The 25,580-nt window shown below is 60.9% G+C and carries 27 protein-coding genes and 1 rRNA gene; 17 read left to right on the plus strand and 11 right to left on the minus strand.

The features are described from left to right. Positions 1-26 precede the first annotated feature (26 nt). Together HWY30_RS01510 and HWY30_RS41365 are read left to right on the plus strand one after the other, a co-directional pair. A complete protein-coding gene (locus HWY30_RS01510; RefSeq protein ID WP_167368792.1) occupies positions 27-374 on the plus strand; it encodes a hypothetical protein in 348 nt (115 codons plus the stop codon). Between the two features lie 263 nt (positions 375-637). After that, entirely contained in the window at positions 638-967 is a 330-nt protein-coding gene (locus tag HWY30_RS41365; protein ID WP_244144735.1) for a hypothetical protein, read from the plus strand. A 67-nt stretch (positions 968-1,034) separates the two neighbouring features. Here the strand turns inward: HWY30_RS41365 and HWY30_RS01520 are convergent, their stop codons facing one another. Further along, positions 1,035-1,805, minus strand: coding sequence for a DUF3047 domain-containing protein (locus HWY30_RS01520; RefSeq protein WP_244144736.1), 771 nt, complete (start codon positions 1,803-1,805; stop codon positions 1,035-1,037). 452 nt (positions 1,806-2,257) lie between these two features. Here HWY30_RS01520 and HWY30_RS01525 point away from each other — a divergent pair, with 452 nt between their 5' ends. The 4 genes from HWY30_RS01525 (at position 2,258) to HWY30_RS01540 (ending at position 5,618) form a co-directional block, all read left to right on the plus strand. Next, on the plus strand, positions 2,258-2,752 hold the full coding sequence (locus tag HWY30_RS01525; protein WP_244144737.1) for a phasin family protein: 495 nt from the start codon (positions 2,258-2,260) through the stop codon (positions 2,750-2,752). 108 nt (positions 2,753-2,860) lie between these two features. After that, entirely contained in the window at positions 2,861-3,058 is a 198-nt protein-coding gene (locus HWY30_RS01530; protein ID WP_090811013.1) for a hypothetical protein, read from the plus strand. Positions 3,059-3,394: 336 nt separating this feature from the next. Next, positions 3,395-4,420 carry a lysylphosphatidylglycerol synthase domain-containing protein gene (locus tag HWY30_RS01535; protein ID WP_090811015.1) on the plus strand — a complete coding sequence of 342 codons (1,026 nt, stop codon included), beginning with the start codon at positions 3,395-3,397 and terminating at the stop codon, positions 4,418-4,420. Beyond that, the gene (locus tag HWY30_RS01540; RefSeq protein ID WP_167368793.1) at positions 4,395-5,618 is read left to right on the plus strand and encodes a polysaccharide pyruvyl transferase family protein; all 1,224 of its coding nucleotides are present in this window, start codon (positions 4,395-4,397) and stop codon (positions 5,616-5,618) included. Before HWY30_RS01535 ends, HWY30_RS01540 begins: the two co-directional genes overlap by 26 nt. Before the next feature lie 71 nt (positions 5,619-5,689). Here HWY30_RS01540 and HWY30_RS01545 read toward each other — a convergent pair whose 3' ends face one another. Beyond that, the gene (locus HWY30_RS01545; protein WP_090811019.1) at positions 5,690-6,406 is read right to left on the minus strand and encodes a transposase; all 717 of its coding nucleotides are present in this window, start codon (positions 6,404-6,406) and stop codon (positions 5,690-5,692) included. Positions 6,407-6,643: 237 nt separating this feature from the next. Then, positions 6,644-6,808, minus strand: coding sequence for a hypothetical protein (locus HWY30_RS01550; protein ID WP_167368794.1), 165 nt, complete (start codon positions 6,806-6,808; stop codon positions 6,644-6,646). A gap of 488 nt (positions 6,809-7,296) precedes the next feature. Between HWY30_RS01550 and HWY30_RS01555 the strand changes: the two genes are divergently transcribed. Both HWY30_RS01555 and HWY30_RS01560 read left to right on the plus strand, forming a co-directional pair. Continuing rightward, positions 7,297-8,340: an AraC family transcriptional regulator gene (locus tag HWY30_RS01555; RefSeq protein WP_090811021.1), complete on the plus strand. Its 1,044-nt coding sequence runs from the start codon at positions 7,297-7,299 to the stop codon at positions 8,338-8,340. A gap of 228 nt (positions 8,341-8,568) precedes the next feature. Next, a complete protein-coding gene (locus HWY30_RS01560; RefSeq protein WP_090811023.1) occupies positions 8,569-9,501 on the plus strand; it encodes a hypothetical protein in 933 nt (310 codons plus the stop codon). A gap of 62 nt (positions 9,502-9,563) precedes the next feature. Here HWY30_RS01560 and HWY30_RS01565 read toward each other — a convergent pair whose 3' ends face one another. Further along, positions 9,564-10,148, minus strand: a complete 585-nt coding sequence (locus tag HWY30_RS01565; protein WP_090811025.1) for a glutathione binding-like protein — start codon at positions 10,146-10,148, stop codon at positions 9,564-9,566. 295 nt (positions 10,149-10,443) lie between these two features. On the opposite strand from HWY30_RS01565, the gene HWY30_RS01570 reads away from it, so the two are divergent. Continuing rightward, the gene (locus HWY30_RS01570; protein WP_090811027.1) at positions 10,444-13,197 is read left to right on the plus strand and encodes a UPF0182 family membrane protein; all 2,754 of its coding nucleotides are present in this window, start codon (positions 10,444-10,446) and stop codon (positions 13,195-13,197) included. Between the two features lie 12 nt (positions 13,198-13,209). On the opposite strand, the gene HWY30_RS01575 is transcribed toward HWY30_RS01570, so the two are convergent. Both HWY30_RS01575 and HWY30_RS01580 read right to left on the minus strand, forming a co-directional pair. Continuing rightward, entirely contained in the window at positions 13,210-13,731 is a 522-nt protein-coding gene (locus HWY30_RS01575; RefSeq protein WP_244144738.1) for a hypothetical protein, read from the minus strand. 123 nt (positions 13,732-13,854) lie between these two features. Beyond that, on the minus strand, positions 13,855-14,277 hold the full coding sequence (locus HWY30_RS01580; protein ID WP_090811870.1) for an ACT domain-containing protein: 423 nt from the start codon (positions 14,275-14,277) through the stop codon (positions 13,855-13,857). Positions 14,278-14,440: 163 nt separating this feature from the next. Between HWY30_RS01580 and HWY30_RS01585 the strand changes: the two genes are divergently transcribed. The 8 genes from HWY30_RS01585 to HWY30_RS01620 all read left to right on the plus strand — a co-directional run bounded on the left by HWY30_RS01585 (position 14,441) and on the right by HWY30_RS01620 (position 20,591). Further along, positions 14,441-14,650, plus strand: coding sequence for a hypothetical protein (locus tag HWY30_RS01585; protein ID WP_090811029.1), 210 nt, complete (start codon positions 14,441-14,443; stop codon positions 14,648-14,650). Positions 14,651-14,891: 241 nt separating this feature from the next. Next, positions 14,892-15,797, plus strand: coding sequence for a S1C family serine protease (locus HWY30_RS01590; protein ID WP_090811031.1), 906 nt, complete (start codon positions 14,892-14,894; stop codon positions 15,795-15,797). An 18-nt stretch (positions 15,798-15,815) separates the two neighbouring features. Continuing rightward, positions 15,816-16,484 carry a response regulator transcription factor gene (locus tag HWY30_RS01595; protein WP_090811033.1) on the plus strand — a complete coding sequence of 223 codons (669 nt, stop codon included), beginning with the start codon at positions 15,816-15,818 and terminating at the stop codon, positions 16,482-16,484. 289 nt (positions 16,485-16,773) lie between these two features. Next, the gene (locus HWY30_RS01600; RefSeq protein WP_090811035.1) at positions 16,774-16,962 is read left to right on the plus strand and encodes a hypothetical protein; all 189 of its coding nucleotides are present in this window, start codon (positions 16,774-16,776) and stop codon (positions 16,960-16,962) included. Between the two features lie 755 nt (positions 16,963-17,717). After that, positions 17,718-18,203, plus strand: coding sequence for a LysR family transcriptional regulator (locus tag HWY30_RS01605; protein ID WP_090811037.1), 486 nt, complete (start codon positions 17,718-17,720; stop codon positions 18,201-18,203). A gap of 13 nt (positions 18,204-18,216) precedes the next feature. Further along, positions 18,217-18,483 carry a hypothetical protein gene (locus tag HWY30_RS01610; RefSeq protein ID WP_244144741.1) on the plus strand — a complete coding sequence of 89 codons (267 nt, stop codon included), beginning with the start codon at positions 18,217-18,219 and terminating at the stop codon, positions 18,481-18,483. 379 nt (positions 18,484-18,862) lie between these two features. After that, on the plus strand, positions 18,863-20,155 hold the full coding sequence (locus HWY30_RS01615) for an NAD(P)/FAD-dependent oxidoreductase (protein ID WP_090811039.1): 1,293 nt from the start codon (positions 18,863-18,865) through the stop codon (positions 20,153-20,155). A gap of 31 nt (positions 20,156-20,186) precedes the next feature. After that, positions 20,187-20,591, plus strand: a complete 405-nt coding sequence (locus HWY30_RS01620; RefSeq protein ID WP_244144742.1) for a DUF3331 domain-containing protein — start codon at positions 20,187-20,189, stop codon at positions 20,589-20,591. A 289-nt stretch (positions 20,592-20,880) separates the two neighbouring features. On the opposite strand, the gene HWY30_RS01625 is transcribed toward HWY30_RS01620, so the two are convergent. The 5 genes from HWY30_RS01625 to rrf form a co-directional block, all read right to left on the minus strand. Further along, positions 20,881-21,791 (minus strand): IS5 family transposase gene (locus HWY30_RS01625; RefSeq protein WP_090811041.1). Its coding sequence is split into 2 segments (ribosomal slippage): positions 20,881-21,173 and positions 21,173-21,791, totalling 912 coding nucleotides; the frame shifts between segments, so codons are not numbered across the junction. 73 nt (positions 21,792-21,864) lie between these two features. Next, positions 21,865-22,458: a tyrosine-type recombinase/integrase gene (locus HWY30_RS42850; protein ID WP_425199349.1), complete on the minus strand. Its 594-nt coding sequence runs from the start codon at positions 22,456-22,458 to the stop codon at positions 21,865-21,867. A 616-nt stretch (positions 22,459-23,074) separates the two neighbouring features. Continuing rightward, the gene (locus HWY30_RS01635) at positions 23,075-24,244 is read right to left on the minus strand and encodes an IS91 family transposase (RefSeq protein WP_090806725.1); all 1,170 of its coding nucleotides are present in this window, start codon (positions 24,242-24,244) and stop codon (positions 23,075-23,077) included. 16 nt (positions 24,245-24,260) lie between these two features. Next, a complete protein-coding gene (locus HWY30_RS01640; RefSeq protein ID WP_090806204.1) occupies positions 24,261-25,139 on the minus strand; it encodes a tyrosine-type recombinase/integrase in 879 nt (292 codons plus the stop codon). A gap of 350 nt (positions 25,140-25,489) precedes the next feature. Continuing rightward, positions 25,490-25,580 (minus strand): 5S ribosomal RNA (gene rrf / locus HWY30_RS42855); the annotation flags it as partial.

Below are 25,580 nucleotides of genomic sequence, written 5' to 3' on the forward strand. Positions count from 1 at the left end.
TCTGGAGCATTGCCGACGCTACGCAGTTGACCGGCAAGGCAAACAGGCCAGATAGCGAGATGGTGTTGCGATTGTCGCAAGACTTCCAGGAAGACCCGGTGTCTCCGGTCGCTTCTGTCTGCCGCACGAAGCTCGAAGGGATCATAGGCAAACGCGGCGACGCGCCATTAAAAAACGTCCTGGCGCGTTGCGGGCCGAGCGACCGCGTCTCGGAACCTGCGCCTTTGAGAAGGCGTCGACAACATCGAATCGACAAAGGTGTGCGCCCGATTTTCTCCATACTTGAACGCTTCATGCTCGGTCAGAAAATCGAACTGTTCCGGAAAACTCAGCAGTTCCTGTTCCGGATTGCCGGGCAACGTCACGGTCCATGACACGCGATAACGGCGATATTTGCCACCGAGCCAATGCGTCTTCGATAGCGTAACGTTCACCTCGATATTGCAGCCGCGATACGGCGCATATTCCTGAATGGACATCGCTTTTCTCCCACAACTGAACGCTTGCCACGTACGTCTGCTTTGCCGGCGGTTGCGCGCGGCCTCCAGATCGGCGGGATAGTCGATCTCGTCCGCGACCGGGACATAGACGCTCGCCCCGCTGGACGCGCCGTTCGGCCGCGAAAAACGCGCAGCCCATGGGTGTCTCCGTTATGCATTCCGTGTTGACGATGCACATCGAGCAACGCGCGTTCCCGCGCGGCAACCATCGTCTCGGCCCGCAGCGCGGCTGCGCTCGTGGCCATTCCCCCGATCTTCGTGACGCGGCGCTCGCGCACCGGCTGAACATCAAGGCGATTCAGGTGGCGGAACAGGACTTCCAGGTCGCCAAACGCCGCAAGGCGCGAAACGAGTTCGTCGATACGTGGTCCGTCGACGCGTTCGTGGAAGAGGGCATGCAGCCGGCGGAACCACGATGGGGTACGCATGAACGGCATTGGCCTGCGGACGCGCATCGGCACGGGTAAAGCGCGCGGGACACACAGCCGGCCACGCCGCGCCGACGGGCGCGATCAACTCGATGGCACCCGGTGATCAAGGCCCGGGAAGGAACTGGATGTCTCCGTACCAGGCGCGTGTCGTGGCACCGGTATTGTCGGTATCGGTCAGCAGCCCGTAGCCTGTGATTCGTCCTGGCGGTTCGTGAAAGACCCGCTCATAGTCTTGCACGATATTGCGGCGCAGGCTTTGCCACTGACCCGCATCGCCAGGCAGACCGGAGACCACGATCATCTGTACGCGGTTCGTGTGAGGGTTGGCAATGACGGTACCCGGCGCGGCGGTGGTCGACCACACGTACATCAACGTGGCATAGGGCAGATCTTCGCCACTCAGTTGCTTGGCCAGCCCCATCTTCGCCCGGTCGAAAAGCGACAGCTTGCTCTTGTCTCCGGCAAACATGAACACCAGCCGCGCTGGCGCGTCTTCCTTCGACGCCACGCGGTTATCGGCGCCTTCGATCGGTCTATCCGCTTTCCAGCGCCATGCCACGACGGGAGTGCGAGCGAGGTCAATATCACCGTCGTGCATCAGCGCGGACGCAGAGCGGTTCGCGTCCGCCTGCAGCACAGTGGTGTGGTCGTCGTGAACGAGCGTGTATTGCGTGATGGGCTTGCCGCGCACGACCGGCAGGTTCTTCCAGCCCGCGGGCAGCGATGCGCCGGGCTCGAACGAGGAAAAGGCGATACCGGGCTTTTCGTCCTGGGCAAGGATGGGCGGCGACAACAAAAGAAGCGCGACGCATGCGGCGATCCAGGCTGACGGGGCTGTTCGTTTTTGCGCTCGACGGCGCGAGGGAAGATGCACGGCAGGTCGCATTCGTATGTTGGATAGCGTCCATTGTAGTGGGCTCCTCGGGCGACGTTTCAGCGGAGCTTTCACGTCGGCGGTTGAGGTTCTGTTTGCTGCGTCGTAGCGTTTGCATGACGAGGCTCGCAACGCGCCGCGCGGTATTCCCGTCGCGTCGTGCGGCGCGCGACGGGTTTGCTATCAATGACCATGGTCGCCGCCACTCATCACAGGCGTCAATTTCCCACATATTGGGGAAACTCCCTGGCTCGTAAAAATCGTAGTGCGACTTAACAAAGTTAGAATGACGGCTCTAAGACGGCTTCAGACCGTCTGCCTGGCCAACGGCCAGGTGTGGGAACGACCTTCACGAATCGCAGTGGCAGCGATCGCCGTGTCCGCGAGAACCTGAGAGATATTCCGTGAGCAGCCCAAAACAGATGCCATTTACCCTATCCGTTCCGACTGACGTGTCGCAACTGCCCAACCTGTTCCTCGCCGGTTATTGCGCGCTGATACGGCTGAACGTGGATACATACAGGTCCGCGGTCACGGGTGCCGCGCTGCACTGGGAAAGCGTATTGCGCGCCCAGACGCCTGAACAGTTCCTCAGACGTCAAGCGGATGTGATGCCTTGGCTCACCCTGCAGTTCGCCGGATACACCCGCGGCTGGATGGATATCGCGTCTGAAACAATCAGACCGTGCCACGCCGGCGGCGATCACGACGACGAGCGTGAGCTCCACGAGGACACCAGGCCCGCTGGCCTGCCGGCCTGCGCAACGGGCGTCGACGCGATGATGCGCGCGGCCGTGCCGCCGGAAGTGCAGCCGGACCGCGTGTCCGTCGCCGAGGCACAGGTCGGGGAAATGGTCCGCGCCTTTCTCGAGCGCGTCGAAAAGGCGACGCCTGACACGGCGCAACGACGAGGTCCGCCTCGCACACGTCGCTCGTCAACCCGATAGGCGACGAGCTTCCACCAATCCTGCCGGGTCCGGTATTCGCGTGCTGCCGATGCAGCCGTGGCCGGATCTGGTCGCCCGTTCCTTCGTTCCCGCCGTGAGGTAAACGACATGTTGAGCCCGCACGAAGTGGCCACGTTGCTGCTGTTGAAGGATGCGCCTGAACGAATTGATTCGGATCGGGCAGAGCTTGGCGCGCTCCGCGAACTGCAGTTGATTGCGAATGAGCCAATTGGGCCGGGCTTCCGGTTACCTCGCGTGACGCCGCGCGGCGACGCCGTGCTGCGAGCGTTCGCACGGGTCCGCTGACCGGTGCACAGACAACGTATCTGACGACCTACATACGTTGGGTGGGCCGCCTGCGCCGCCGCTCGGCAATCGTGTGCACGAACAGCTTCGCCAGTGACTGTCGCTGAGCACCGCAGCGCGCAGCGGGGACTTCGTCACGGTCGCTAATCACACCACCATTCTCCCCGCGCGGGGAACGAGTTATGCGACAGCTCGAATAGGGGCCCGAGGTGCGATATGCCGGATTCTCGGTGAAAAGTTATCGGGAGAGTCGCAGCTGCGCCTCGATGTCCGAAGTGGACGCAAAAGTCTATTGTTGCCGCTTCAAAGCGACTGACACTACGCTCGCGCCAGCTTATGAAATATCTCGCCCGGGCTGCCGCACTTGCTGGCCTGGCCATCGCGGTCTGGCTCGTCTGGCACGCCGACGCGCAGAAGGTGCTTGGTTTGATGCGCGCGGCCGGCGCCGGGCTCGCGCTTGCAGGGATGGTCCACGTTCTGCCGATGCTCGCCAACGCAAGGAATTGGCAAATGCTGATGCGCGGCGCGATACGCCCGAAGCTGTTCGCGGTACTGCGTCTCGTCTGGATTCGGGAGTCCGTGAACGGCATGTTGCCCGTTGCCCGAGTGGGCGGTGAAGTCGTGACGTTTCGCATGATGCGCAAACGGGGCATGGAGCCTGCCCCGGCCATGGCGAGCCTCGTCGTCGACCTCCAGCTCACGCTCATCAGCGAAATGCTGTTCGCCATTGCGGCCATCGGTTATCTGATCGCCCATGCCGGCTCCAGGGCGTTGCACCTCGCAGCCAGGCTCGGAGGCGGCATCGCCATTCTGGCGGTTCTGCTCCTGGCGTTTTCGTTCGTGCAGCGAGCGAGTCCGTTCGCGCGGCTCACGAAACTTTTCAATCGCATCACGAGCGGCAAGTTCCGCTCGCTCGTCGGCGAGTCGGTGCGCATCGATCAATCGATCAGTGAGCTCTGGCATCAGCCCGGCGTCATCATCCGTTACCTGCTCATCTGGCAATCACTCCAATGCATCGGAACGGCGCTCGAGCTATGGCTCGCGCTCTATTTCCTGTCGGCAAAAGCAGGTTTCCTGCAGGCAGTCGTACTCGAGTCGCTCATCCAGGCGCTCAGTAGCGTCGTGTTCTTTGTGCCTGGCGCACTCGGCGTTCAGGAAGGTGGATTTCTGCTGATCGGCACGGTGCTTGGTTTCCATCCGCAGCTTTGCCTCGCGCTCGCGGGTGCGCGCCGTATTCGTGACATCATCGTCTTTCTGCCTGGACTGACCGCCTGGCAGGTGGAGGAGTGGCGCGACAAGCGGCGACTTCGTACCGAGGGAGGTCGGGGCCCGAATCATGATGCGAGACACAGGAAAACATGATGCGGTCGTGGTGTTCGGCGCCTTCGATCGCCACAACCTGGGTGACCTGCTGTTCCCTCACGTCGTCGCAAAACTGCTTGCGTGCGACGACGTGATCTTCGCCGGGCTCGCGGAGCGCGACCTGCGCGTCCACGGCGGCCACGCTGTTCAGGCGCTCGCGCAACTGGCCTCCGAACGCGGCAAGGACCGTGTGCATATCGTGCACGCAGGCGGCGAGATCCTGACTTGCGGCGACTGGGAGGCGGCGGTGATGCTGCTGCCGTGGGACCAGGCACAGAAGGTCATCGCGCGACTGGAAACGCACAACGACGAGCGACGCGCGTGGGCACGTGCGCTGACGGGTCTCGATGCGCTTGCCCCCTACATGACGTCTCGCGAGATGTTTCCCTGTGCGTCGAGCGTCACTTATCAAGCGGCCGGCGGCGTCGATGTGGAGCGACTCGATCCCGGGATGCGAGCAGAAGTCCTGTCGAAGCTCGCGCAAGCCGACGACGTCAGCGTGCGTGACATCCACACCCAGAACGGGCTCGCCGCAGCAGGCATTCTCGCGCGGCTCGTGCCGGATCCGGCGGTGATGGTGACGGAGCTGTTCGGCACGAACATTCGCGCGTGCAAGGAACGAAGCGGCGTGGCGGATTTGCAAAGGGCGTTTCCCGAGGGGTATGTCGCCGTGCAGTTCAGTGCGGATTTCGGCGACGAAGGAACGCTCGATGTGCTTGCGCGCGAGCTCGATCGCGTGTCGAACGAGAGCGGGCTTGGTATTGTGTTCTTTCGAGCGGGTGCGGCGCCCTGGCATGACGATATGGCCTGCTACGAGCGGATTGCGGCACGGATGAAGGTCTCACGTACGCAACTCTTCCGTTCGCTGGAGATATGGGACATCTGCGCACTGATCGCAGACGCCACGGCCTACGCGGGAAGCAGCCTGCACGGACGGATCGTCGCGCTGGCGTTCGGCTTGCCGCGGGTGAACTTCTTCCATCCGGCGCGCGCGAACGACACGACCAAACAGTCCGCGTTTGCCGCGACGTGGGAGCCAGCGTGCGTGCCGGGCAGTGTCGGGATCGAGGCACTTTCGCAAGCAATGCTCCATGCCCTGACGATCGACCGCACGTTGCTGCGGCGCACGGCCACGCACCTCGCCGCTCGCTATCGCGAGGGATTCGCGCAGACGCGAGCGGCAATGTGTTGTGCGTGAAATGCAGGGCCTCGCGCGACGAGCGGTGTCGGCGCGGTCGTGTAATCTCGCGAAGCTCGATCGTTCTTTGCTCAGCCCACGTGTACGAGCGAGCGTGTGGTGCGAACCGTGGACGGCCGGTCGCGCAGCAGCAGTGGCATCAAGCGCCGATTGGCTGTCTGCGCCGCCCATTCGCAATACGCGGGGCTGCCGAGCACCCAGCCGTTGAGCGTCGACTGCATCAGGTTATTGATCTCGCGTTCGTCAACGGGCTGTGCGCCCAGATCGCGATAAGCCTGGTGGCGCTCGAACGGCGTATTGCCGAGCGCCCGGTACAGTGGATGGTCCTTGATGAACCTATCGACACGCAGCCCGATGTGGTGTGCGCAGCTCGACCACGGGTAGTTTCCCGGCTCGGCCGCCAGGCCATTGCGCACCGGCGCCTGATCGATGACCTGGCTCGCGAGCAGGAAATACCGGTCGGGCTCAATCACTGTCGCCCGGTACTCGCCACGCCATACCGCACCGCGGCGTCCATGGCGGCGGTTGAAGGTCTCGGCATAGCGACGGCCAACCGCCTGCATTGCAATGGCGACGCTCGACTCGTACGAAGGCGTGACGAGGAACTGTACCGAATGAGGCATGAGCACCCACGCATGGACCGCCAGATCGGCGACGCGCGCTGCGTCTGCTACGCAGGCGAGGAAGTACAGGTAGTCTCCTTCGTCCATGAAAGCGGGCCCCGCGAGTCCCTGCAAGATAACGTGCTGCGGTTGATCGGGGACGTAGTGCCGTGCAAGCCGTGCCATGCTGAATTAACCGGAGATCCGATGTGAGAAAGCGGTCCGACAGATATCGGACGCGGGACCGTGTGTAACGTGCTAGAGGAAATTCTATCGATCATGTTCGTGCATCTGCATCACGAACAGGCCTTTTTTATGGCCTCTGTTCGTTGATTTGCCGATCGCACCCAGTGTCTCTTATGCCAATGCTAAATTGCAGCGCCGCGCTCGGACGTTGATCGACGAACGCTTCGCATCGCAGCTCTATCCCTTGTCGAACAGACTTGAAACCCGCGAGATCGTTTTCGCGGTCAGAACCAGCAATGCACCAGCGATGCTGTAATCGACGTGATGCATAACGTCGGCCAGATAGAAAACGGATAGCGCAATGATCGGGTGGTACATCGCACGGCTTATCAGGCGTTTCATCGGTATCTCACGCTACTGTGTTTGCGCGAAGCGGTCAGTTGCTGTGCTTGAACCGATTCGTGCAAGTTGGGTGACGCGCCAGGTTTCCAGAGTCCGAGGAAGGCTTGTTGGCGAAGTACGGATGACGCCGATCCGTGATGTTCCTTCCTGTCATGAACTCTGCCCGCGGCAAGCCATTGCCGTCCTGCCCGTGCGTCGATCTTTCTTGTCCGATCGTCCACTTCTTGCCGATGCATCGCGTGCGCAGTGCGGGCGTCCACAAAGTTCGTCCTGTCATCCTGGCGAAGCGCACGTTCCGTGGTGCGCTTTTTGCCAGGCACGAGTCTTCAACGGACCCGCAAAGCGCTTCATAAGTCTCGCGAAAAACGTCAGTAAGGGAATTGTCATCAAGTGAGGTTGCGGGTATAACATGGAGCCCTTGGCCATCCTGAAGAATGAACGGCGGCAAGGTTTCTCGCCCGGGAAATCGCATTTCACGCGAGCTATCCATGGATGCAGTCTCTGAGGTTCTGCGCGCTGTTCGTCTGAGCGGCGCCGTGTTTCTGAACGGGACACTCACCGCGCCGTGGTGTCTGATCGGTCGCACCGATGCATCGCTCTGCGGCGCTTACTTGCCGCCTTCGGAGCGCGTCGTTTCTTATCATCTGATCATAGAGGGGAGTTGCTGGGCGACGCTGGCCGACGATCCCGGTTCGGCGATTCACGTCCATGCCGGCGAACTGATCGTGGTGCCTCAGGGTGAAACGCACATCATCGGCAGCGCGATCGATATCTCCCCTGTGCCGTCGGACTCGCTACTGGCCGGGCAGATGGCGACAGCACCCGGTGAAGTGATGACGCTGTCCTATGGCGGCGGGGGCGCTGTGACGCGCATCGTGTGCGGCTTTCTGGCCTGCGACGATACTTTGAGCAATCCGCTGCTCTCATCGCTGCCGCGACTGTTCAAGATCGACATGCGCCAGGATCCGCGTGCGGCATGGCTCGAGTCGTCTCTCAAACTTGCTGCCGCGGAAGCGGCCGACTCGCGCGCGGGCGGCACGATCGTGCTTGCCAGGCTATCGGAACTGCTGTTTGTCGAAGCAATCCGTAGCTGTATTGAAGCGCTACCTGATAACCAGACCGGGTGGCTCGCCGGCGTGCGTGACCGCTACGTTGGACGCGCGCTCTCGCTGCTTCATGCGCAGGCGGCGCATGCGTGGACCGTCGAGGAACTTGCGCGCAAAGTGGGCCTGTCGCGTTCCGCGTTGGCGCAACGCTTTACCGATCTTCTGGGGCAGCCGCCCATGCAATACCTCGCGAGATGGCGCATGCAGATTGCAGCGCACGAACTTCTGATCGGTAGCAAGCCGCTCAACGCCGTTGCGGAACAGATTGGCTATGAGTCGGAAGCCGCATTCAGTCGCGCGTTCAGACGCGAATTCGGCATGCCGCCGGCCGGCTGGCGCAAGAGCAAAGGAAACACGAACGGCGTGGCCACATCAGCGCAGCACGCGCAAGCTACGCGTGGCGTTGCCGCACTGCGGGATCAGTGATGCCTGCCGTAACGCGCCGCGCTGTCTCTATCCACTCAATTGTCGAGCTGTGCGACCAACGTGACGAAACGGCGTTTCAGTCATATCGTCCGGCGACTCGATCATAGAACTTCAAGACTCCCAATCGTAAATTGAGCGTGCCGGAAAGCCAGATCATCCGACTGGCTCTGCCCGGTGAATCGACACTCAACGCCAGACCGCATCGCGGTCCATATTGGGAGAACTTCAATGAACGCAATATTGCGGCTGTCCGATCGCGATCGCTACGCCCGATGCATTCGCGCTTCGAAGATGGTCAGTTGGGACATCGACCGTGACGTGATTGGAGGCCGTACCTTCGACATGTCCCAGAAGTATTTGCCGGACGGGCTGTCGCTGGTGCCGGATTTCATCATGCTCTCGGAGGCTGAGAAGCGGTTCGTCAGCCAGATTCAGGGGCGCACATACGCGAACGTGTTCGGGCTCGTCGAGCGCTTCATTAACGCCAAGGTGCTGGAAGTGAGCCGAGACTACTGGCTAGGCGATCAGGTGGCACTCGAAGCGCTCGTGCGTTTCAGCGACGAAGAGCTTAAACACCAGGCGCTGTTTCGCCGCATCGAAAAAATGATCGGCGAAACGCTGCCCGCGGGTTACCGCTTCGACGTCGATCCCGATGCGCTTGCCGCCGTGGTCCTCGGCAAGAGCACCTGGGCGGTGCTGGCCATGACGCTGCATATTGAACTGTTCTCGCAAATTCACTACCGCCAGAGCATTCATCCTGACGATCAGTTATCCGAGCTGTTCAAGGATGTATTTCTGTACCACTGGAAGGAAGAAAGTCAGCACGCCATTCTCGATGAGCTGGAATGGAAGCGGCACGACGCCACGCTGACAGATGCGGCGCGCGACAACGCGGTCAACGAGTTCATCGACCTGATGATTGCGATCGACGGCATTTTGGGCGGGCAGGCGACAGCGGACTCGCGGTATTTCATCGCGAACTGCGGGCGTGCCGTCGTCGAGGCAGAAGCCATGTCGATCGAAGCGAATTTCCATCATGCCTACCGGTGGCAGTACCTCCATTCCGGTATGCATCACCCCCATTTCGCGGAAGTGCTCGATCGGCTCGTCTCCGAAGAGCAGGGGATGCGTATCCGGGCCGCACTCGCCACACTGCATTGAGCGAGCCCGAACGCACACGAATCATCCAGCTAAAGGTGCGCGCGGCGAGGATCTGCGTTTCATCAGTCGAGTCCCTCGTGCTTCATGGCAAGCTGGACGGCCGGACGCGCGCGCATCAGTTCGGCAAAGTTTCGCAATTTCTCCGGCACTTCGATGCCTACCTTTTTGGCCCAGAGCAGCATCGTGAACAAATAGGCGTCCGCCACACTCGCTTCGCTGCCGAACAGGTATTCGCCCTTGAACATGGTGGCGATCAACTGGAAGCGTTGACCGAGCTTCTCGCGCGCTGCCGTTGCTTCAGCATCCGAAGTGGGCTTGAAAACACGGCTGAACTGCTTGTGGATTTCCGTCGAAATGAACGCGAGCATCTCGAGCAGGCGCAGGCTGCCGGGTTCGCTATTCGGCGCAAGGGCAGGCTTGCGCTGTGCGACCCACGAAAGAATCGCGATATTCTCGGTAAGCCGTTGACCATCATCCATTTCGAGGGTTGGGACGTAACTCTTTGGATTGATCCGATTGAACTGCTCCCCAGTCTCGGTCTCCTTGGACTTCAAGTCGACGCGAATCCTTTCGAAAGTGAGATCGGCCTCATGCATTGCGATATGGTCGGCGAGGCTGCAGGCACCAGGCGAATAGTAGAGCTTCATGATAGGGGTCCATTTTCGTGAGATGAACTGAACCGTTTCAACGCAGCAAAGCGCGTGCCGCCGCCGTCGACACCTGCAACGAGAGTTCGACGTCGAGCGTCGATTGCGATGGATGAACTTTGGCATAATTGCCGCATCGCTGCGCCGGGCACTGTCCGTTTTGACTCGCGCCACGTCCACAAGGGTCTTTCGTCATGGTTCGCGGAGCGGCTTCAGATAGCTTGAATTAATGTAGCCATCCGAACCCGGATCGCAATCGCAGCAGGGCAGGGCGACGGCCAGCACAGGAGAGACCATGCGGTCGGAAGTGAAGTCCGGCGTGCGCCTGAGACGTTATGCAATCACGGTGACGGCCGTCATCGTTGGCCTGCTTGTCGTCGGACGCATCACGGGCATCCTGGTCAACTGGCTCTGGTTCTCTTCGATCGGCTATGGTGGCGTTTTCTGGACCATCCTCTGCGCGAGAGCGCTGCTGTTTGCCGCGGTGTTCGCAGTCTCGGCTTGCGCGATATGGCTGTCTGGGATTTTGGCGCATCGTTACGCGAGGCGCGTCGATGTCTTGCGAGCGCAATCTGTTGATCGATCGGGTCCGACGGAAGTTGCCGTTGAATTGTCTGAACTGATCGCGCCGCACGTTCCCTGGCGCTCCAGTATTGCCTGCGCCGCGGTCGTCCTGGGGTTGGTTATTGCCGCTAGCGAAGTCTCGAGCTGGGACCTCGCGCTTCGCTTCATTTATCAGGTCCCTGTTGGCGAACGCGATCCGATCTTTGACAGGGATATCGGCTTTTATCTGTTCTCGCTCCCCGCGTATGTCGCGCTCAAGAACTGGCTGCTGCAGCTAATCTTCTGGAGCGCGATCGTGGCAGGTGCTGTCTACGGGGTGCGCGGTGACATCGCGCTGGAGCGGCCACCACGCACGCTTTCGGCCGCCCCCCTCACTCATGGTTCGGCACTGCTCGGTTTGTTCTTTGCGGTGAAGGCCTGGTCGTGGTGGCTCGACCGCTTTCTGCTGCTCTATGGCGACAACGGCGTCGTGGTCGGCGCCAGCTATACCGATGTCCACGTCGAGTTGCCGGTCCTGTGGATGCTTGTCGGCCTTGCCGCGGCGTCATCCGTTGCCCTTTGGATCAACATGCGCCGGCGGAGCCATCTGCAACCCGTCGTTCTCGCGCTGCTCGTATTCGGCAGTTCGTTTGTATTCGCTGTGATCTATCCATCGCTGTTTCAGCGCTTCTATGTCAAACCGAGCGAGCTGAAACTGGAAACACCCTATATCGAGCACGCTATCGCGCTAACGCGACAGGCTTACGGCCTGGCAAAGATCGAAGTTAAACCGTTTGAGGCCGAGCGGGGACTGACTCTCGATTCGCTGCAGGCCAATCGGGCGACCATCGACAACATCCGGCTATGGGATGTGCAACCGCTGATGGATACCTATGCACAGTTGCAGGAGATCAGGACTTACTACAAATTTATTTCAGTGGACATCGACCGCTATCAGCTTGACGCCGGATACAGACAGGTAATGCTGTCGGCGCGTGAACTGGAACCGGCGATGCTTCCGACCAACGCCCAAACCTGGGTGAACCTGCACCTTATCTTTACTCACGGCATCGGCGTCGTGATGTCGCCAGTCACCGAGAAATCCACCGAAGGCTTACCGTTTTTCTATCTGCACGATATTCCGCCAGTCTCCAGCGGCGGCCCGGCCATTCGCGAACCACGTCTTTATTTCGGCGAAGGCCGCCAGGACTACGTCATCGTGGACGGCAACGTAGCGGAGTTCGACTTTCCCCAACGGCCGACTAATGCCTACACGACGTATAGCGGGCGCGATGGCGTCAGCATCGGCAGTGTGGCACGCCGCAGTTTGTTCGCCTGGCAGCTCGACGATCCGAACATCCTGCTGAGCGGCTATATCACAGACAAGAGCCGGATCCTGCTTCATCGCAACATTCAGGACCGCGTGCGTACGATCGCGCCATTCCTGACTCTCGATCATGACCCCTATGTCGTCGCAAGCAATGGGCGCCTGTTCTGGATCCAGGACGCCTACACCGTCAGCCGGTGGTTTCCTTACTCCCGGCCGGGTTTCGGCGACGGCGCCAATTACATCCGAAACGCCGTCAAGGTCGTGGTCGATGCATATAACGGCACGGTCGATTTCTACGTCAGCGATCCCGCCGATCCGCTCCTGCGCACATACGAGCGCATCTTCCCGGGTTTGTTCAAGCCTTTGGACGTGATGCCACCGGAGCTGCGAAAGCATATCCGCTATCCCGAAGATCTGTTCCTGATCCAGGCGCAGCTCTACCGCGCCTATCATATGGATGCGCCGGAGATCTTCTACAACCGCGAGGATCTGTGGCAGTTTCCCCAGGAGCTGGTCGGAATGGATGGCGGAAGCACCGCCAGCACGATGCCGCCGTATTACACGATCATGCGACTCCCCGGCGACGCACGCGCCGAGTTCATCCTCATGCTGCCGATGGTGCCGAGCAAGCGCGAGAACATGATTGCCTGGCTGGCGGCGCGATGCGATGCGCCCGGGTACGGCAAGCTCGTCGTGTACACCTTTCCCAAGGACAAGCTGATCTATGGGCCGTTTCAGATCGAAGCGCGGATTCAGCAGAATACCGAGATCTCGCAGCAGATCTCGTTGTGGAACCAGATGGGCTCACGCGTCATTCGCGGTCATCTCGTGGTCGTGCCGATCGAGAACTCGATCCTCTACGTTTCGCCGCTCTATTTGCGCGCGGCGTCCGGTCAGTTGCCGGAGTTGAAGCGGGTGATTGCCGCATATGGGGACCGTGTGGTGATGGAGAACACTCTGGATGAGGCGCTGGCGGCGCTTTTCAGTGAGACCGCGCAAGCGGCATCGCCAGCCCGAGGCACCGTGGACGCTCGCGCGAGAGAGGCACTTGTCCACTATGACCGCGCCATCGAGCGACTGAAGGCGGGAGACTGGAGCGGCTTCGGCGCGGAACTGGATGCCCTCCGGCCGTTGCTCGAGGCACTCGGCGCTGGCCGTTCCGATGACCGGAAGTGACCAACGGGACGATCAATGCGGCTCGCCGAGGCAAGCGTCGGCAACATCGACGATCGGCTCGCTGTCGGCGTGAGCTTGAGGAAACCGGTCAACGCACTTGATCTGAACGTAGGTCCACCACGTTCCCGGTGGATCGTGACCCAGCCACAACACAGTGGCTGCGACCTTGGTTCGCAGCCCCCATTGGCGCCAGTCAGCACCCGTTGGCGAAAAGTTTCCGTGAATGTCCTTGTACAGGTTACGGTCCAACCCGTATCGCTTCAGATAGGGCGGGTTGATGCGCTCCTCGGGCGTAGCCGGCTCGCCACGTGCGATGCGCGCTTGCGCCAGGGCCGCTTCCCGGCGGAAATCGCTCACGGCACGGCCGACCACCAACAGCTCGAACAGCAATGCCCCGCCAACTGCCATGCAAGTCGCGACAATGCAAAGCGAGAGCGCCCAAAGCACCCGCCTTCGGGTCGTCGGTGTCTTCATCACTGTCGACCTCCTACCGGCATCGGGATTCGCCGCCATGCCCGGCGCTTCGTTCGCCATTCAAATGGCCGCTCGGCTTTGTCGCAACGGATTTGAGATGGTCGACGGCAGTCGTGTCAGACAGAGTGGCCCGCTTGCCTCGTCAGCAAGAGCCAAGCCGGTTTGCAGTCCGGTACGGGTACTTCAGGCCCTTTGTAGAAGGTCAATCGCCTTTTCGGCATCGTCCAACGAGTCGACCGCGAGATACGCAATGAACTGCGTGCCAAGTACAGCGGCCGAGACGCCGCGAAGGTTGATCCCCCCCTCCGCCAACATCTGGGTCAATTGCGCGATGATGCCCAACTGGTCCAGACCCATTACACGGACGGAGTGAAGGCTCGGGGTGACGCTGAACCCCGCCTGTGTGGCGGCACGGATCGCACTTTCTCCCTGTAGCGGAGCGACAAACACGACTCCCTTACCCGCTGCCTCTGGCGTTCGACGTGCCACGACGAACTGCAAGTCGACACCAGCATCCCGCAAGACGCTTAAGACCTTCGCAAGGCCTCCCGGTTTATCGTCGATGGTAGCTGCCCAAACCTCGACCCGTTCCACGCTCAGTTCCATGGCCGTCCCTCCCAGTTCGAACCTCATTAGAAAAATCTACTTCACGAACGGCACGCGGGCAAGGACTGTCGGACTACGCGCCGCTCGGCGAGCCGCGTCCAACTTGCTGCTACTGAGCATCTGTATCAAGATCAAGTCGCCTCATCACAAACAGGCGACTCTCATGACAGACGATCCCGATGGCGATCCTGCTACCGATCCCGACAAACTGAAAGGCCCAGGCGGCATGAGTTTGAGGCAGATCCACGAACAGGTTCAGAAGTCCGTCCAGCGCGACTGCGAAGCGCAGACTGCGCGCCACGCGCTCGCTCCACCGCAAAGCCGCTGGCAGCGGTGGGTTCGCTACGTATGGGGCCGTAGCGGGCGGCGCTAACCGCAGTTTGATGAGGGACGTGCTGGTCGCAGACCAGACTCGTTGCATCGTGACGTCCGCGCTGCATCCATCCGGCTACCCATTTGGGTGGTGTGCGCCCCCCGTCGTTCTGTCATTGTGAACCCGTCGTCATAACGCTAGCTGGACAGGCGAGCAAACGTCGACGCGAAGCACTGGCAGGTCGCACGCAATTGACAGGGGGCTTGAAATGGAAACCACATCCTCGAGCGGAAATCCTTTGATGGATCTCTCGGACAATCTGGCAGACATCGTCGCGCGAGTCGGGCGGAGTGTCGTCGCAGTACACGGCCGACATCGCATGCCGTCGAGTGGCGTAATCTGGCGACGTGGCGTCGTCGTGACGGCTGCACACACGCTCAGGCGCGAGGACGGCATCGAAGTCACATTGACCGACGGCCGTACGGTCGCCGCAGTCCTCGCGGGCCTGGATCTGGGGTCCGACGTCGGCGTGCTGAAACTGGACGGCGTGGACCTCGACCCGATCGGTTCCGGCGACGCCCACTCACTGAAGCCGGGTCATCTTGCGCTCGCCGTCGCACGTGCGGACGATTCCGGCGTCAGCGCCGATTTTGGCGTGATCGGCAGCATAGGTGGTCCTTGGCGCACGTGGAAAGGCGGACAACTCGATGCGTTCGTGCGACTGGACGGCGGTCTGCGCCCGGGTTTCTCCGGGGCGGCCCTCGCGGACATGCGCGGGCAGGTCATCGGCATCTGCACCTCGGCACTGATGCGCGGCGCCGGCATCGTGATTCCGGGGATGACCGTGGAGCGCGTCACCGATGAACTGTTGGCTAAAGGGCGCGTCTCGCGGGGCTACCTTGGTGTCGGCACGCAGCGGGTCGGCCTGCTGGACGCCTGGGTCAATAAAATGAACCTGTCGTTCAGCAGTGGATTGCTGATCAATTCGCTTGCACCGGGCGGCCCTGCGGAGCAGGCGGGCGTGCTGATAGGCGATGTACTGATCGAACTGGACGGCAAGCCTTGCCGCGACATGGGTGACGTGAGTGCGGCGCTGGGCTCCGCAAGCATCGGGCAGCAGTTGCACATCGCCTTGATCCGAGGCGGCGAACGCCACGCGTGTTCGGTAACGGTGGACGAACGGCCCCAACGGAATTCGTGCAGGTGACGTCCGGGAAGCGACCAAATGTCGGATGGACAGACGATACGGAGGGCGCCTTTACGGGTCGTAGTGATTGCGGCATCGTGGCAAGAGCGCGCAAGCCTGCAAGCGCTTGTCGAGGCGAACCCGGCACTTGAGTTCCTGGGTAGCGCGCCCGACGCCGAAAAGCTCGTCGATTGCCTCGCCGGATCGATGCCGGATGTGGTCGTCACCGACATCGCGCCGGAGGCGAGCGATGCGCTCAAGACGCTACTCGAACTCTCGCCCGTGTCGCCGTCGCTCGTCCTGTTGAGCGACGACCCGGACAGCGACTGGATCTTCGATGCGTTGCCCGCCGATGCGGTGGCTATCCTGCCGCGCAACGCGATGCCGGCTGAAATCGTCGTGTCCATCGAAGCCGTCGCCGCAGGCCTTTGCGTGCTGACGCCCGACATCCTCGCAAGGCTGCTGGCCGAAACAAGACCGTCGCGCCAGAAGGGATCCGGCGAACCGTTCGAAGCTTTGACGTTACGAGAGATCGAAGTGCTGGCGATGCTCGCCGACGGACTCGGCAACAAGGAGATCGCGCGGCACCTCGACATCTCGGACAACACGGTGAAATTCCACCTCTCGTCGATCTTCGGCAAACTCGGTGCGACCAACCGCACCGAAGCGGTGATGCTCGGCATGCGGCACGGATTCATCATGGTGTAGACAAGCTCGCGTTTCTCTACCCACGACACTAGACGACGTCATGCTCGAACGTTTTCCACCGAGGTGGCAATCTGCACGAACTCGACATCAGGGCGTACCCCGTAGAGACCGGTGACCCGGTCGAGCAACTCATCGGTGAAGAACGCCTTGGCTGCGTCCTCTGATTCCCAAATGTAGAAGTTCGTGGCTTCATGCTTGGCGGAATTGAGGCGGCGACTGGCACGAGAACGTCGAGCGCGCTCTGTATGCCCAGCGTCATTTCGACAGTGACAGGCAGGCTGCCGATGCCGTGCTTGATCCGCTCGAAGCGCAGATACAGGTCGGGCGCATCGAAGGCGAACGTCTGGTTGACGGCAACGCGATCCAGATCCAGTCGATCGTCCAGCGGGCGCTCAGCTACGGGCAGTTCCGCCAGGTAATCGACGAGCCACGCAATCAGCATTTCGGCCAACCCGTGTACTTCGGCGCGACGAGCTGACGTCGAAGATGTCGGTTCTTCCTTGCGAGCCACCCAGACCGTGCCGCGGTACATCGCGGATGTACCGCAACGCGAAGATCACTCGCCGGGCGCGCAGCACCTTGCTGATCCCACCTTGCGCTCGCAGATTCTCGACCGAAGAAATGTCTGCGAATACTGAAAGACCCGCGTTGGGATCGACGTACACGTCCGCTTTTCACCGCGCTACCTATTGCGCGGGCGTTGTATGTGGGGTTGTGCTAACCATAGACCACGCTGTGGCAGAAGCCGGCTCAGTTTCTGCCGCTCGACCGCATTTTCGAGCGCTCATTCGAACGACTGCTCCACTTCGTGACCCGCCGGATACTCAACGCGGACTCCTCGGCCAATGCCGATCTTGGGGCGGGCTGGATTCTACGTCGGCAATGTGATGGATTGCCGACGGTAGCGGCGTCGAGCAGCCGGGCGACAGCTTCCGGCATCGCGAACTCAATGGTCGGAATGGCGCGGTGGCATTGATATCCTCTCTCTGCCATGACTGGACCTGTTCGACGCGACAGGCTACCGAGCCGGCAAAATGCCGCTGGCTGGCGACAGTCTGCGCAGCAAGATCGACACCTATACCAACGTATCGCCGGCCTGACCACATGGATTAAGCGACGATCCCAATGTAGGGATGGTTCAATCGTTCGCCTCGGTCTATCGTTCTTCCAAGTCGGAAAGTCTCATTTCGCTGAAGAGCGACCCGAATCAGACAGCACGAGGTGAACGGTTCCATGGACAAGTTCATGAGCATGCGCATCTTCTCCGGAGCAGTCGAGGCGGGAAGCTTCAGCGTCGTTGCGGAGCATATGAGTTGCAGCAAGGGGAACGTATCGCGTGCCGTCTTGGCACTCGAAGACCAGCTGCAGACGCGGCTCCTGCAACGCACGACACGTCGGGTATCGCTGACGGAACCCGGCGAGCGCTACTACCAGAAGTGCAAGAGGATCCTGGCCGACCTCGACGATGCCGAAGCCGAAGCACGCGACGCCCACACCCGCGCGCGCGGAAGACTCCGCGCTCACTGCGTAACCGATCTCGGTCTCGGACAGTTGACGCACTTGATCATCGAATATCGCAGGTGTTTTCCTGCCGTTTCAGTGCATCTCAAGTTCCCGCCGCGTATGGCGAACCTGATCACGCAATACAACCTGAACCGTCAGACATTTATCGTTGTTGGTCAATTAAAAACGCGCTGTGTGACTTTCTTTCGCGCGTGATGGAGAACGCAAGATGCACACGATCAGATTACCTCGCATTCGGGCAGGCTATATCGTTGCCGCGTGTATTGTGGCAATTGCCGCAATGTGTGCGTCTCGAACGCCCGGTCTGATGCAGGCCATTCTCGTCGTCGGTGCGAATGCGCAATTGCCGCTCGAATGCCTGGCCGCAGAGAGTCCAGAGAACGCCGAGCCCTCGCCTGTTGCTACCGTCGCCGACCGTTCCGAATGGAAGGCGCATGTCCCGACGCAAGGCCGCGCCCCGCCACGCAAATGCTAGAAGAATACAACTCTCCCGTGCGCATTCGACGCGAGCGCCGTAGCATGACTGGCTACGAGCGAAGCGTGACCAGTTTCAAGTACTGGACGTAGACTCACCGCGCACTTCATTCACCCGTTCTCATCGATACACAAGCGGTCGCGATCGGGCTGAATTTCTGAGGTGGAGACTCGCCCCGATGACGATCACGCACGAACAAGCCATGTCGATGAGCATCCCGTCCAAGCCGCTGGCCTACGACTCTCAATGCTGCGATCTTGCCATACCTAAACCGTACAGTTTCTTTTCGTTGACGTGGGCGGTGACCTTGATAACGATACTGTCCAGTATTGTAAAACGCGGACGGGAGTAGGAGATCGTGCAAGAGAGACATTTGACGATGCGCCAAATGACCCGGATCGTCATCGTCGGCGGCGGCATCGCTGGACTTCTGCTCGCGACCAGGCTGGGCAACACGCTTGGCCGCAGCGGCCGCGGTCAGGTTACGTTAATCGACAAAAGTGCAACGCATATCTGGAAGCCCATGCTGCACACCATCGCGGCAGGCACTCGCGATGTCCAGCAACAGCAGGTCATCTATCTCGCCCACGCCCGCGACCACGGCTTCAACTATCAGCCAGGCGAAATGGAAGGCCTGGACCGCAATGCGCGCGTCGTGAAGCTGGCTGCGCTGCGTTCGCCGTCGGGGGAGGTCGTGATCGGGCCGCGCGCGGTCGAATACGATGTACTGATTCTTGCGTTAGGGAGTCGCGCCAACGACTTCGGCACACCAGGCGTACTTGATCATTGCCATTTCATTGACAGCCAGGCACAGGCTGAAGTCTTCAACGAAGCATTGCGAATCCGTATATTCCGGAGCGTTGTGACGAATAGCCCGTTGCGCGTGTCTATCGTCGGCGCCGGAGCGACCGGCGTCGAACTGGCTGCGGAGTTGAGTCGCTTGCTCGAAGTGGCGTCGAGTTACGGCGACCCCGGCATCCGCTCACGTCTGCAGCTCACCCTTTATGAAAGCGCACCGCGCGTACTGGCGGCATTTCCGCCGGCGGTGTCGGAGTCCAGCGAGGCACAGTTACGGCATATCGGCTTCTCGGTACGAACGGGCACGCGAGTGACCGCCGCCGAACCCGATGGACTCCGGTTGGGCGACGGCAGTAAGCAACCGGCGGATTTGATGGTATGGGCGGCGGGCGTCAAGGCCTCTGATTTTCTAAGCAAACTGGATGGGATCGAGAGCAATCGTTCCAATCAGATCGCCGTCAGGCCAACCCTGCAGGCACAGGACGACGACATACTATTCGCCCTCGGCGACTGCTCGACGTTGACGCTCGCCGGCAATGAACGCCCTCTCGCACCCACGGCGCAAGTCGCCACGCAACAGGCACAACACCTCGCGAAGCACTTGCCGGACTGGCTCGGCGGGGGATCATTGCCCGACTTTGCATTTCACGACTTCGGCGCGCTCGTGTCGCTGAGCGACTACAACGCTTTTGGGACGCTCGGGCAGTTCGGATTCTTCCGCGGCGGGTTTATCAAGGGCCGATTCGCGCAGCTCAGTCACGCCATGCTCTATCGACAACATCAGCAGGCTTTGCACGGTTTCGGCAAGGCCATGATGCTGTGGACTGCCGAGCGGATTAACGGTTTCGTGCAGCCGAAGATACGGCTGAGCTGAGCGCCACCTCGCTTTTGACGGGAGTACTGCCATGGATCAATGCGTGACGGCCGACACTGCATGGCAGCGCACAGTCGGCCAACTCGATTTGGGATGCGCGCAACAATTGACGGCTCGGGTCAGGAATATAGTTGATTCGGGTGGATCGAGCCGTCTGCCGGTCAAGAATGGCGACGTTGCGATCGCGCTGCTCGATCGACCCAGTCCACGAACGGCCACGGTATCGTGGAGCGACCCTCGATGTTGCAAGTACGGCGAACAGCTTTGGCGCCTTGCTACAGCGAATCGATCGGGTATATGCGCTTTGAGCGGACAAGGCATCGCCGCAGGCGATGTAATCTACCGCCCCGCAAAGGTCGAGCCGCCTCCCGCAAACGCGGCTGCCATGATGCTCGCAACGTTAGTCGAGCTCGCCTTTACCGATCCATCCTGTTAGTTTTCGCGGGCATGTTTCGCTGTTGATCCTTCCCGGATCAACACTGCGCGACAGCGCAGTTGCTGCCCGCGATCGATCAGTCAACTTGTATCCTCGAGCCACATACGGGACGTCGCCGATGCGCGCGAATGTCGCTTAAGGAAGGTCTGCACAACCCGCTTTTGAAGCATTACCTTTCACATCAAGCGCAGCCTCGGCCTTCAGATCTTTGTTGGCGAGTTGATTGCCATGGTTTTTCCGCGCGCCGGAGCGCTCCAACCAGACATGTGATCTTCATCGGCCCGGTGTTTCAAGCTTTGCGCAAAGCTCTACGCGCCATCCATAAATTGCCCAAAGCAAACAGCGTGGTGATCTGGGCGGTGTTCTTCATCAAACCACGATAGCGGGTCTTCATGTAACCGAACTGTCGCTTGAAGATGCGAAACGGGTGTTCGACCTTGGCCCGAATACCCGCCTTCAGGCGCTCGATCTGATCACAGATCGCGTCCAACGAGTCGCTCAGATCCAGTTTCCTGCGCTTTGCCGGTCGCATCGCCACATGCCAACGAACCGCGTTAGTCTCACAACGCTTTTCGATACCTGATAACCGGCGTCCGCATACACGTCCGTTTCCTCACCATGCAGCAACGCCTGGGCTACGGTGATGTCGTGAACATTGGCCGCCGTTCCAATGACCGTATGGACCAGGCCCGAGTCGGCGTCCACGCCGACATGCATTTTCATCCCGAAGTACCAGTTGCCACCTTTCTGCGTGGATTGCATTTCCGGATCGCGCGTGCCAAAGCCATTCTTTGTCGAACTGGGCGCGGCAATCAGGGTGGCGTCGACTGCCGACCCAGCCTTAAGCATCAGGCCTTTCTCCGTCAGGATTTCATTGACCAGCGCCAGCATTTGCGCCGCCAGTCCGTGCGTTTCCAGCAGGTGGCGGAACCGGAGAATCGTGCTTTCATCCGGCAAGCGAACCATCCCGCCGTCGAGACCCGCGAACTCTCGATAAAGCGGCACGTCATAGAGTGCCTCTTCCATAGCAGGGTCTGATAGACCGAACCATTGTTGCATGAAATGAATCTGCAGCATCGTTGCAATCGGGAATGGCGGCCGACCGGTTTTGCCCGTGGGATAGTGCGGCTCGATTAGCGCAATCAGCTTCAACCAGGGCACAACGCGTTGCATCTCATCGAGAAATTCCCGCTTGCGCAGTCTTCAGTGTGTTGCATCCACCGGTTGAATCCGACCCCCGCCACCTGCCGGACGAAGATCGCCGGATGGCCGCTCATCGGACGCTCATGTTGCAGATAGTCCGCGAGTGCCTGCCCGGTTTCCATCGGCAGCGTAGTACGTCCTGCCGCAGCGACTTTGTGCTCCTCAACGTCGCTGTGCCTGCGCGCCAGTCGACGTCGCTGATCATGAGTTGCGCGATTTCGGCAGAACGCAGCCCCATGTCCAGCGCCAGACGGACAATCGCATAGCTACGCTTCGGCCAGCGGCGAGCGCCTGCAACCGCGCCCAGGAGGTACTCAACTTCCTCTGGCGCGAGCGCGCGTGGCAGCGATACGAGCTTCCAATGGACGGGATTCAGTATGACGGCGCTGAGCTTGCAGACCTGGTCACCGCACGTCGCCCGGTAACGCAAATAACTGCGTAAGGTACAAGCCAGTTGAGAAGCATAGGAGGCCGAGCCTCCGGCCCCTAACTGTGACGAAAGGAACCGACGAATATCGTCAGGGCGCAGCTTTCTCGGATCGACTGCGCGCCGCTCGAAATTCTGTCGCAAGAACAAACCGACTATGCGGAGTTGATTACTCCGTGTTGTGGCTGCCAGTCTACAAGACCGGGCCCTGGCTTCGTGCAAACTCGTTGGCTTCATAACGGTCCCCTGAAATGGAACCGTTACTCCAGATCAACGCTGAAATTATGTCGAGTTCCCAGCTGAACCGCCTGCTGCCGGCCCCTTGTTTGCCGGGCCTTGTCGGCAATCGGCTCGGCTACTTTCCATAATCAACGACTTTGCATAGTTGGCCAATGCCGACCTTGGGGCGGGCTGGATTCTACGTCGGCAATGTGACGGATTGCCGACGGTAGCGGCGTCGAGCAGCCGGGCGACAGCTTCCGGCATCGCGAACTCACACTCCTGTTAAGGCTTGTTCGACGCCTGCCCTTGTGTGCCGACGCGTGAGCGCACGACGACGCATGCGGGCAGGCGTTGGACAAGCCTCGAGGGAGGAAACCGCGGAGTGGACCGATGCGGCGTGAGCTTGAGCGGCTATGGGGATTGAACAGATTCCATCATCGACTGGGCCACAGGATGCTGAGGCCGATCCGCCTCACGTTCGGTACAGACGTGCTGTCGACGCTGCCGTACGCCGCGCGTGTAGCCGTGCCGCGACCGCGGCACCGTCTGTCCGGGGCAGGCGTCGCAAGTGTCTCCTGTTGGCGCTCGTTGACGAAGAGCCGACAGTCTGGACATCCCGGGTTATCTGTCTTCATGGATCACCCCGGGACGTTGGCGGTGCGCGAATCGGATGGCTGCGCAGCAGAATATCGATGATGACCATCGGCGCGCCGCAGTGCCGGCACACGAAGGTCGGTGCCGTAGTGTGCGGCGACCCGTCATCGCTGGCGTCAATGATTGCCGGAGCGTGCAGCAGCGCGCGTATCGTTGCCAGACTCTGCCGCCGCACGGGATTGGCCAGCAGGCCATAGTGGCGGATGCGGTGGAAGCCACCAGGTAGCACATGCAACAGGAAGCGGCGCATGAACTCCTGAGGGTCGAGCGTCATGGTCTTGTTGCGTGTGCGGCCGCTGGCGCGATAGTCCTTCCAGCGGAAGGTGACGCCCCGTTCATCGAGCGCGATCAGCCGCTGGTTGGAAATGGCCACGCGATGGGTATAGCGCGACAGATAGGCGAGCACTGCCCCCGGTCCCGCAAACGGGCGTTTCGCATACACCACCCATTCGCATGCGCGAAGCGGCGCAAGCCACTGTGCGAAGACAGCGGGATCCGCAAGCGCGACGTCTTCACCGAAGAAATGCAACTGGCCCCGGCGGTATGCATGGGTGAACTCTTCCAGGAAGCGGCGCCGGAAGAGCCGCGAGAGCACACGTACCGGCAGGAAGAAACCGGGCCGGCATGCGACCCACCGCTCACCGTCCGGCGAGAGGCCTCCGCCGGGAACGATGCCGTGTACGTGAGGATGGTGCGTGAGCGCCGAACCCCACGTATGCAGCACCAGTGTCGCGCCAATCTGCGCGCCGAGATGCTTTGGATCGGCGGCGATCGTACGCAGGGTTTCGGCAGCGACATCGAACAGCAGCCCGTAGATGACCGACTTGTTGTACCAGGCGATCGCGCTGATCGCGGCGGGCAATGTGAAGACCACGTGGTAGTACTCCAGGGGCAGCAGATCGGCCTGGCGCGCCTCGAGCCATCGTCGCGCAGCACTCGCTTGGCACTTTGGGCAATGGCGGTTGCGGCAGGAGTTGTAGGCGACCTCGATCTGTTCGCAGCCAGAGCAGCGCAACACGTGTCCACCCAGCGCCGCGCTGCGGCACTGTTCGATCGCCGACATGACCTTCAGCTGTCCCAGGCTCAGCTGTACGTTCTGTCGCCACGCGGGTCCATGCGCGCGGAAGACGTCCGCGACTTCGGGCATGGCAGTGCGCCGTGTCTCAGCCGTTGTTGTGCAACTTCTCCAGCGGACTGATCACTTCGCGCAGCAGGTCGGTCGCGACCTGGGCATAGAGCGCTGTCGTCTCCAGCTTCTTGTGGCCCAGCAATACCTGGATGACACGAATGTCGACCTTCTGCTCCAGCAGATGGGTCGCAAAGCTGTGGCGCAGTGTGTGCATGGAGACGCGCTTGTCGATCTGTGCCGCCTCGGCTGCGGCATGGATGGCACGGTTGAGCTGCCGCGTGCTGAGCGGATCGACGGGATCGAGGCCCGGAAACAGCCAGCCGCCCTCCAGCATCCTGCCCTGCGCGTGGGCAACGCGCCACCAGACACGCAGGCGTTCAAGTAGCACCGGCGAGAGCATGGCGTATCGATCCTTGCGACCCTTGCCCTGCTCGATGCGCAACGTCATGCGCTGACTGTCGACGTCGCCGACCTTCAACGCGACCACTTCACTGGCACGCAGCCCGGCGCCGTAGGCGACCGACAGCGCGGTCTGGTGCTTCAGATTGCCGGTGGCAACGATCAGCCGGGCCACTTCGTCCGGGCTGAGCACGACCGGTAGCGTGCGGGGCACGCGCACCGGCTGCATCCGCGCCATCAGCTCGGGCTGGTGGAGCGTGATCTCGAAGAAGAACTTCAGTCCGGTGATAGCGGCGTTGAGCGAAATGGGCGAGGTGCCGTGATCGACCAGATGCAACTGGTAGCGTCGCAGGTCCTCGACGGTGGCGGTATCAGGCGAGCGCCCGAGAAACCGCGTGAACTCGCGCACAATGCGCAGATAGTTGGCCTGCGTCTTCGGCGCAAGCTGACGCATACGCATGTCGTCGATCATGCGCTGGCGCCGCGGGCTGATAGGCTGGAGGGTCTGACTCATGGCTCTGCTCCCGTTGAATGACGAGGCGGATTGCCTCGCCGATCAACATGAAAACAGAGTCGGTTTCCCTTCCGTTACCACTACCCAAAGCCGTAGCCCATTACCGCGCGAGCGGTTTAGTCCACTGCCGATAATCGGCACCTCCTTCTCCAAAGGATAGATGTCCGTTTTTCTGGGTCAACTTCAGTATGCGCAAAAAAGCGTCGATCAACAGGCTACTTTTGGCAGTGGCTGGCAACGGCGTCCGACCACGCTTGTTGTTCGTGCTCGGTCGAGCATGTTGCTGTTGATTTTGGCCGCGTAAACGCAAAAACCCCACCGCGGCGGGTGGGGTTTCTGACTGGGGAGGAGCCTGACGATTACCTACTTTCACACGGGCAATCCGCACTATCATCGGCGTGGAGTCGTTTCACGGTCCTGTTCGGGATGGGAAGGGGTGGG

This window comes from Paraburkholderia tuberum STM678 (assembly GCF_902833905.1).
GTDB lineage: Bacteria > Pseudomonadota > Gammaproteobacteria > Burkholderiales > Burkholderiaceae > Paraburkholderia > Paraburkholderia tuberum.

What these genes read in the sequence shown, in the direction of transcription:
- HWY30_RS01535 (WP_090811015.1), top strand. Translation starts at nt 3,395, where the DNA reads ATGAAATATCTCGCCCGGGCTGCCGCACTTGCTGGCCTGGCCATCGCG.
- HWY30_RS42850 (WP_425199349.1), bottom strand. Translation starts at nt 22,458, where the DNA reads ATGAAGCCAACGAGTTTGCACGAAGCCAGGGCCCGGTCTTGTAGACTG.
- HWY30_RS01615 (WP_090811039.1), top strand. Translation starts at nt 18,863, where the DNA reads ATGCGCCAAATGACCCGGATCGTCATCGTCGGCGGCGGCATCGCTGGA.
- HWY30_RS01560 (WP_090811023.1), top strand. Translation starts at nt 8,569, where the DNA reads ATGAACGCAATATTGCGGCTGTCCGATCGCGATCGCTACGCCCGATGC.
- HWY30_RS01575 (WP_244144738.1), bottom strand. Translation starts at nt 13,731, where the DNA reads ATGGCGAACGAAGCGCCGGGCATGGCGGCGAATCCCGATGCCGGTAGG.
- HWY30_RS01610 (WP_244144741.1), top strand. Translation starts at nt 18,217, where the DNA reads ATGCACACGATCAGATTACCTCGCATTCGGGCAGGCTATATCGTTGCC.
- HWY30_RS41365 (WP_244144735.1), top strand. Translation starts at nt 638, where the DNA reads ATGGGTGTCTCCGTTATGCATTCCGTGTTGACGATGCACATCGAGCAA.
- HWY30_RS01580 (WP_090811870.1), bottom strand. Translation starts at nt 14,277, where the DNA reads ATGGAACTGAGCGTGGAACGGGTCGAGGTTTGGGCAGCTACCATCGAC.
- HWY30_RS01555 (WP_090811021.1), top strand. Translation starts at nt 7,297, where the DNA reads ATGGATGCAGTCTCTGAGGTTCTGCGCGCTGTTCGTCTGAGCGGCGCC.
- HWY30_RS01585 (WP_090811029.1), top strand. Translation starts at nt 14,441, where the DNA reads ATGACAGACGATCCCGATGGCGATCCTGCTACCGATCCCGACAAACTG.
- HWY30_RS01530 (WP_090811013.1), top strand. Translation starts at nt 2,861, where the DNA reads ATGTTGAGCCCGCACGAAGTGGCCACGTTGCTGCTGTTGAAGGATGCG.
- HWY30_RS01640 (WP_090806204.1), bottom strand. Translation starts at nt 25,139, where the DNA reads ATGAGTCAGACCCTCCAGCCTATCAGCCCGCGGCGCCAGCGCATGATC.
- HWY30_RS01570 (WP_090811027.1), top strand. Translation starts at nt 10,444, where the DNA reads ATGCGGTCGGAAGTGAAGTCCGGCGTGCGCCTGAGACGTTATGCAATC.
- HWY30_RS01565 (WP_090811025.1), bottom strand. Translation starts at nt 10,148, where the DNA reads ATGAAGCTCTACTATTCGCCTGGTGCCTGCAGCCTCGCCGACCATATC.
- HWY30_RS01550 (WP_167368794.1), bottom strand. Translation starts at nt 6,808, where the DNA reads ATGAAACGCCTGATAAGCCGTGCGATGTACCACCCGATCATTGCGCTA.
- HWY30_RS01595 (WP_090811033.1), top strand. Translation starts at nt 15,816, where the DNA reads ATGTCGGATGGACAGACGATACGGAGGGCGCCTTTACGGGTCGTAGTG.
- HWY30_RS01605 (WP_090811037.1), top strand. Translation starts at nt 17,718, where the DNA reads ATGGACAAGTTCATGAGCATGCGCATCTTCTCCGGAGCAGTCGAGGCG.
- HWY30_RS01545 (WP_090811019.1), bottom strand. Translation starts at nt 6,406, where the DNA reads ATGGCACGGCTTGCACGGCACTACGTCCCCGATCAACCGCAGCACGTT.
- HWY30_RS01635 (WP_090806725.1), bottom strand. Translation starts at nt 24,244, where the DNA reads ATGCCCGAAGTCGCGGACGTCTTCCGCGCGCATGGACCCGCGTGGCGA.
- HWY30_RS01590 (WP_090811031.1), top strand. Translation starts at nt 14,892, where the DNA reads ATGGATCTCTCGGACAATCTGGCAGACATCGTCGCGCGAGTCGGGCGG.
- HWY30_RS01620 (WP_244144742.1), top strand. Translation starts at nt 20,187, where the DNA reads ATGGATCAATGCGTGACGGCCGACACTGCATGGCAGCGCACAGTCGGC.
- HWY30_RS01540 (WP_167368793.1), top strand. Translation starts at nt 4,395, where the DNA reads ATGATGCGAGACACAGGAAAACATGATGCGGTCGTGGTGTTCGGCGCC.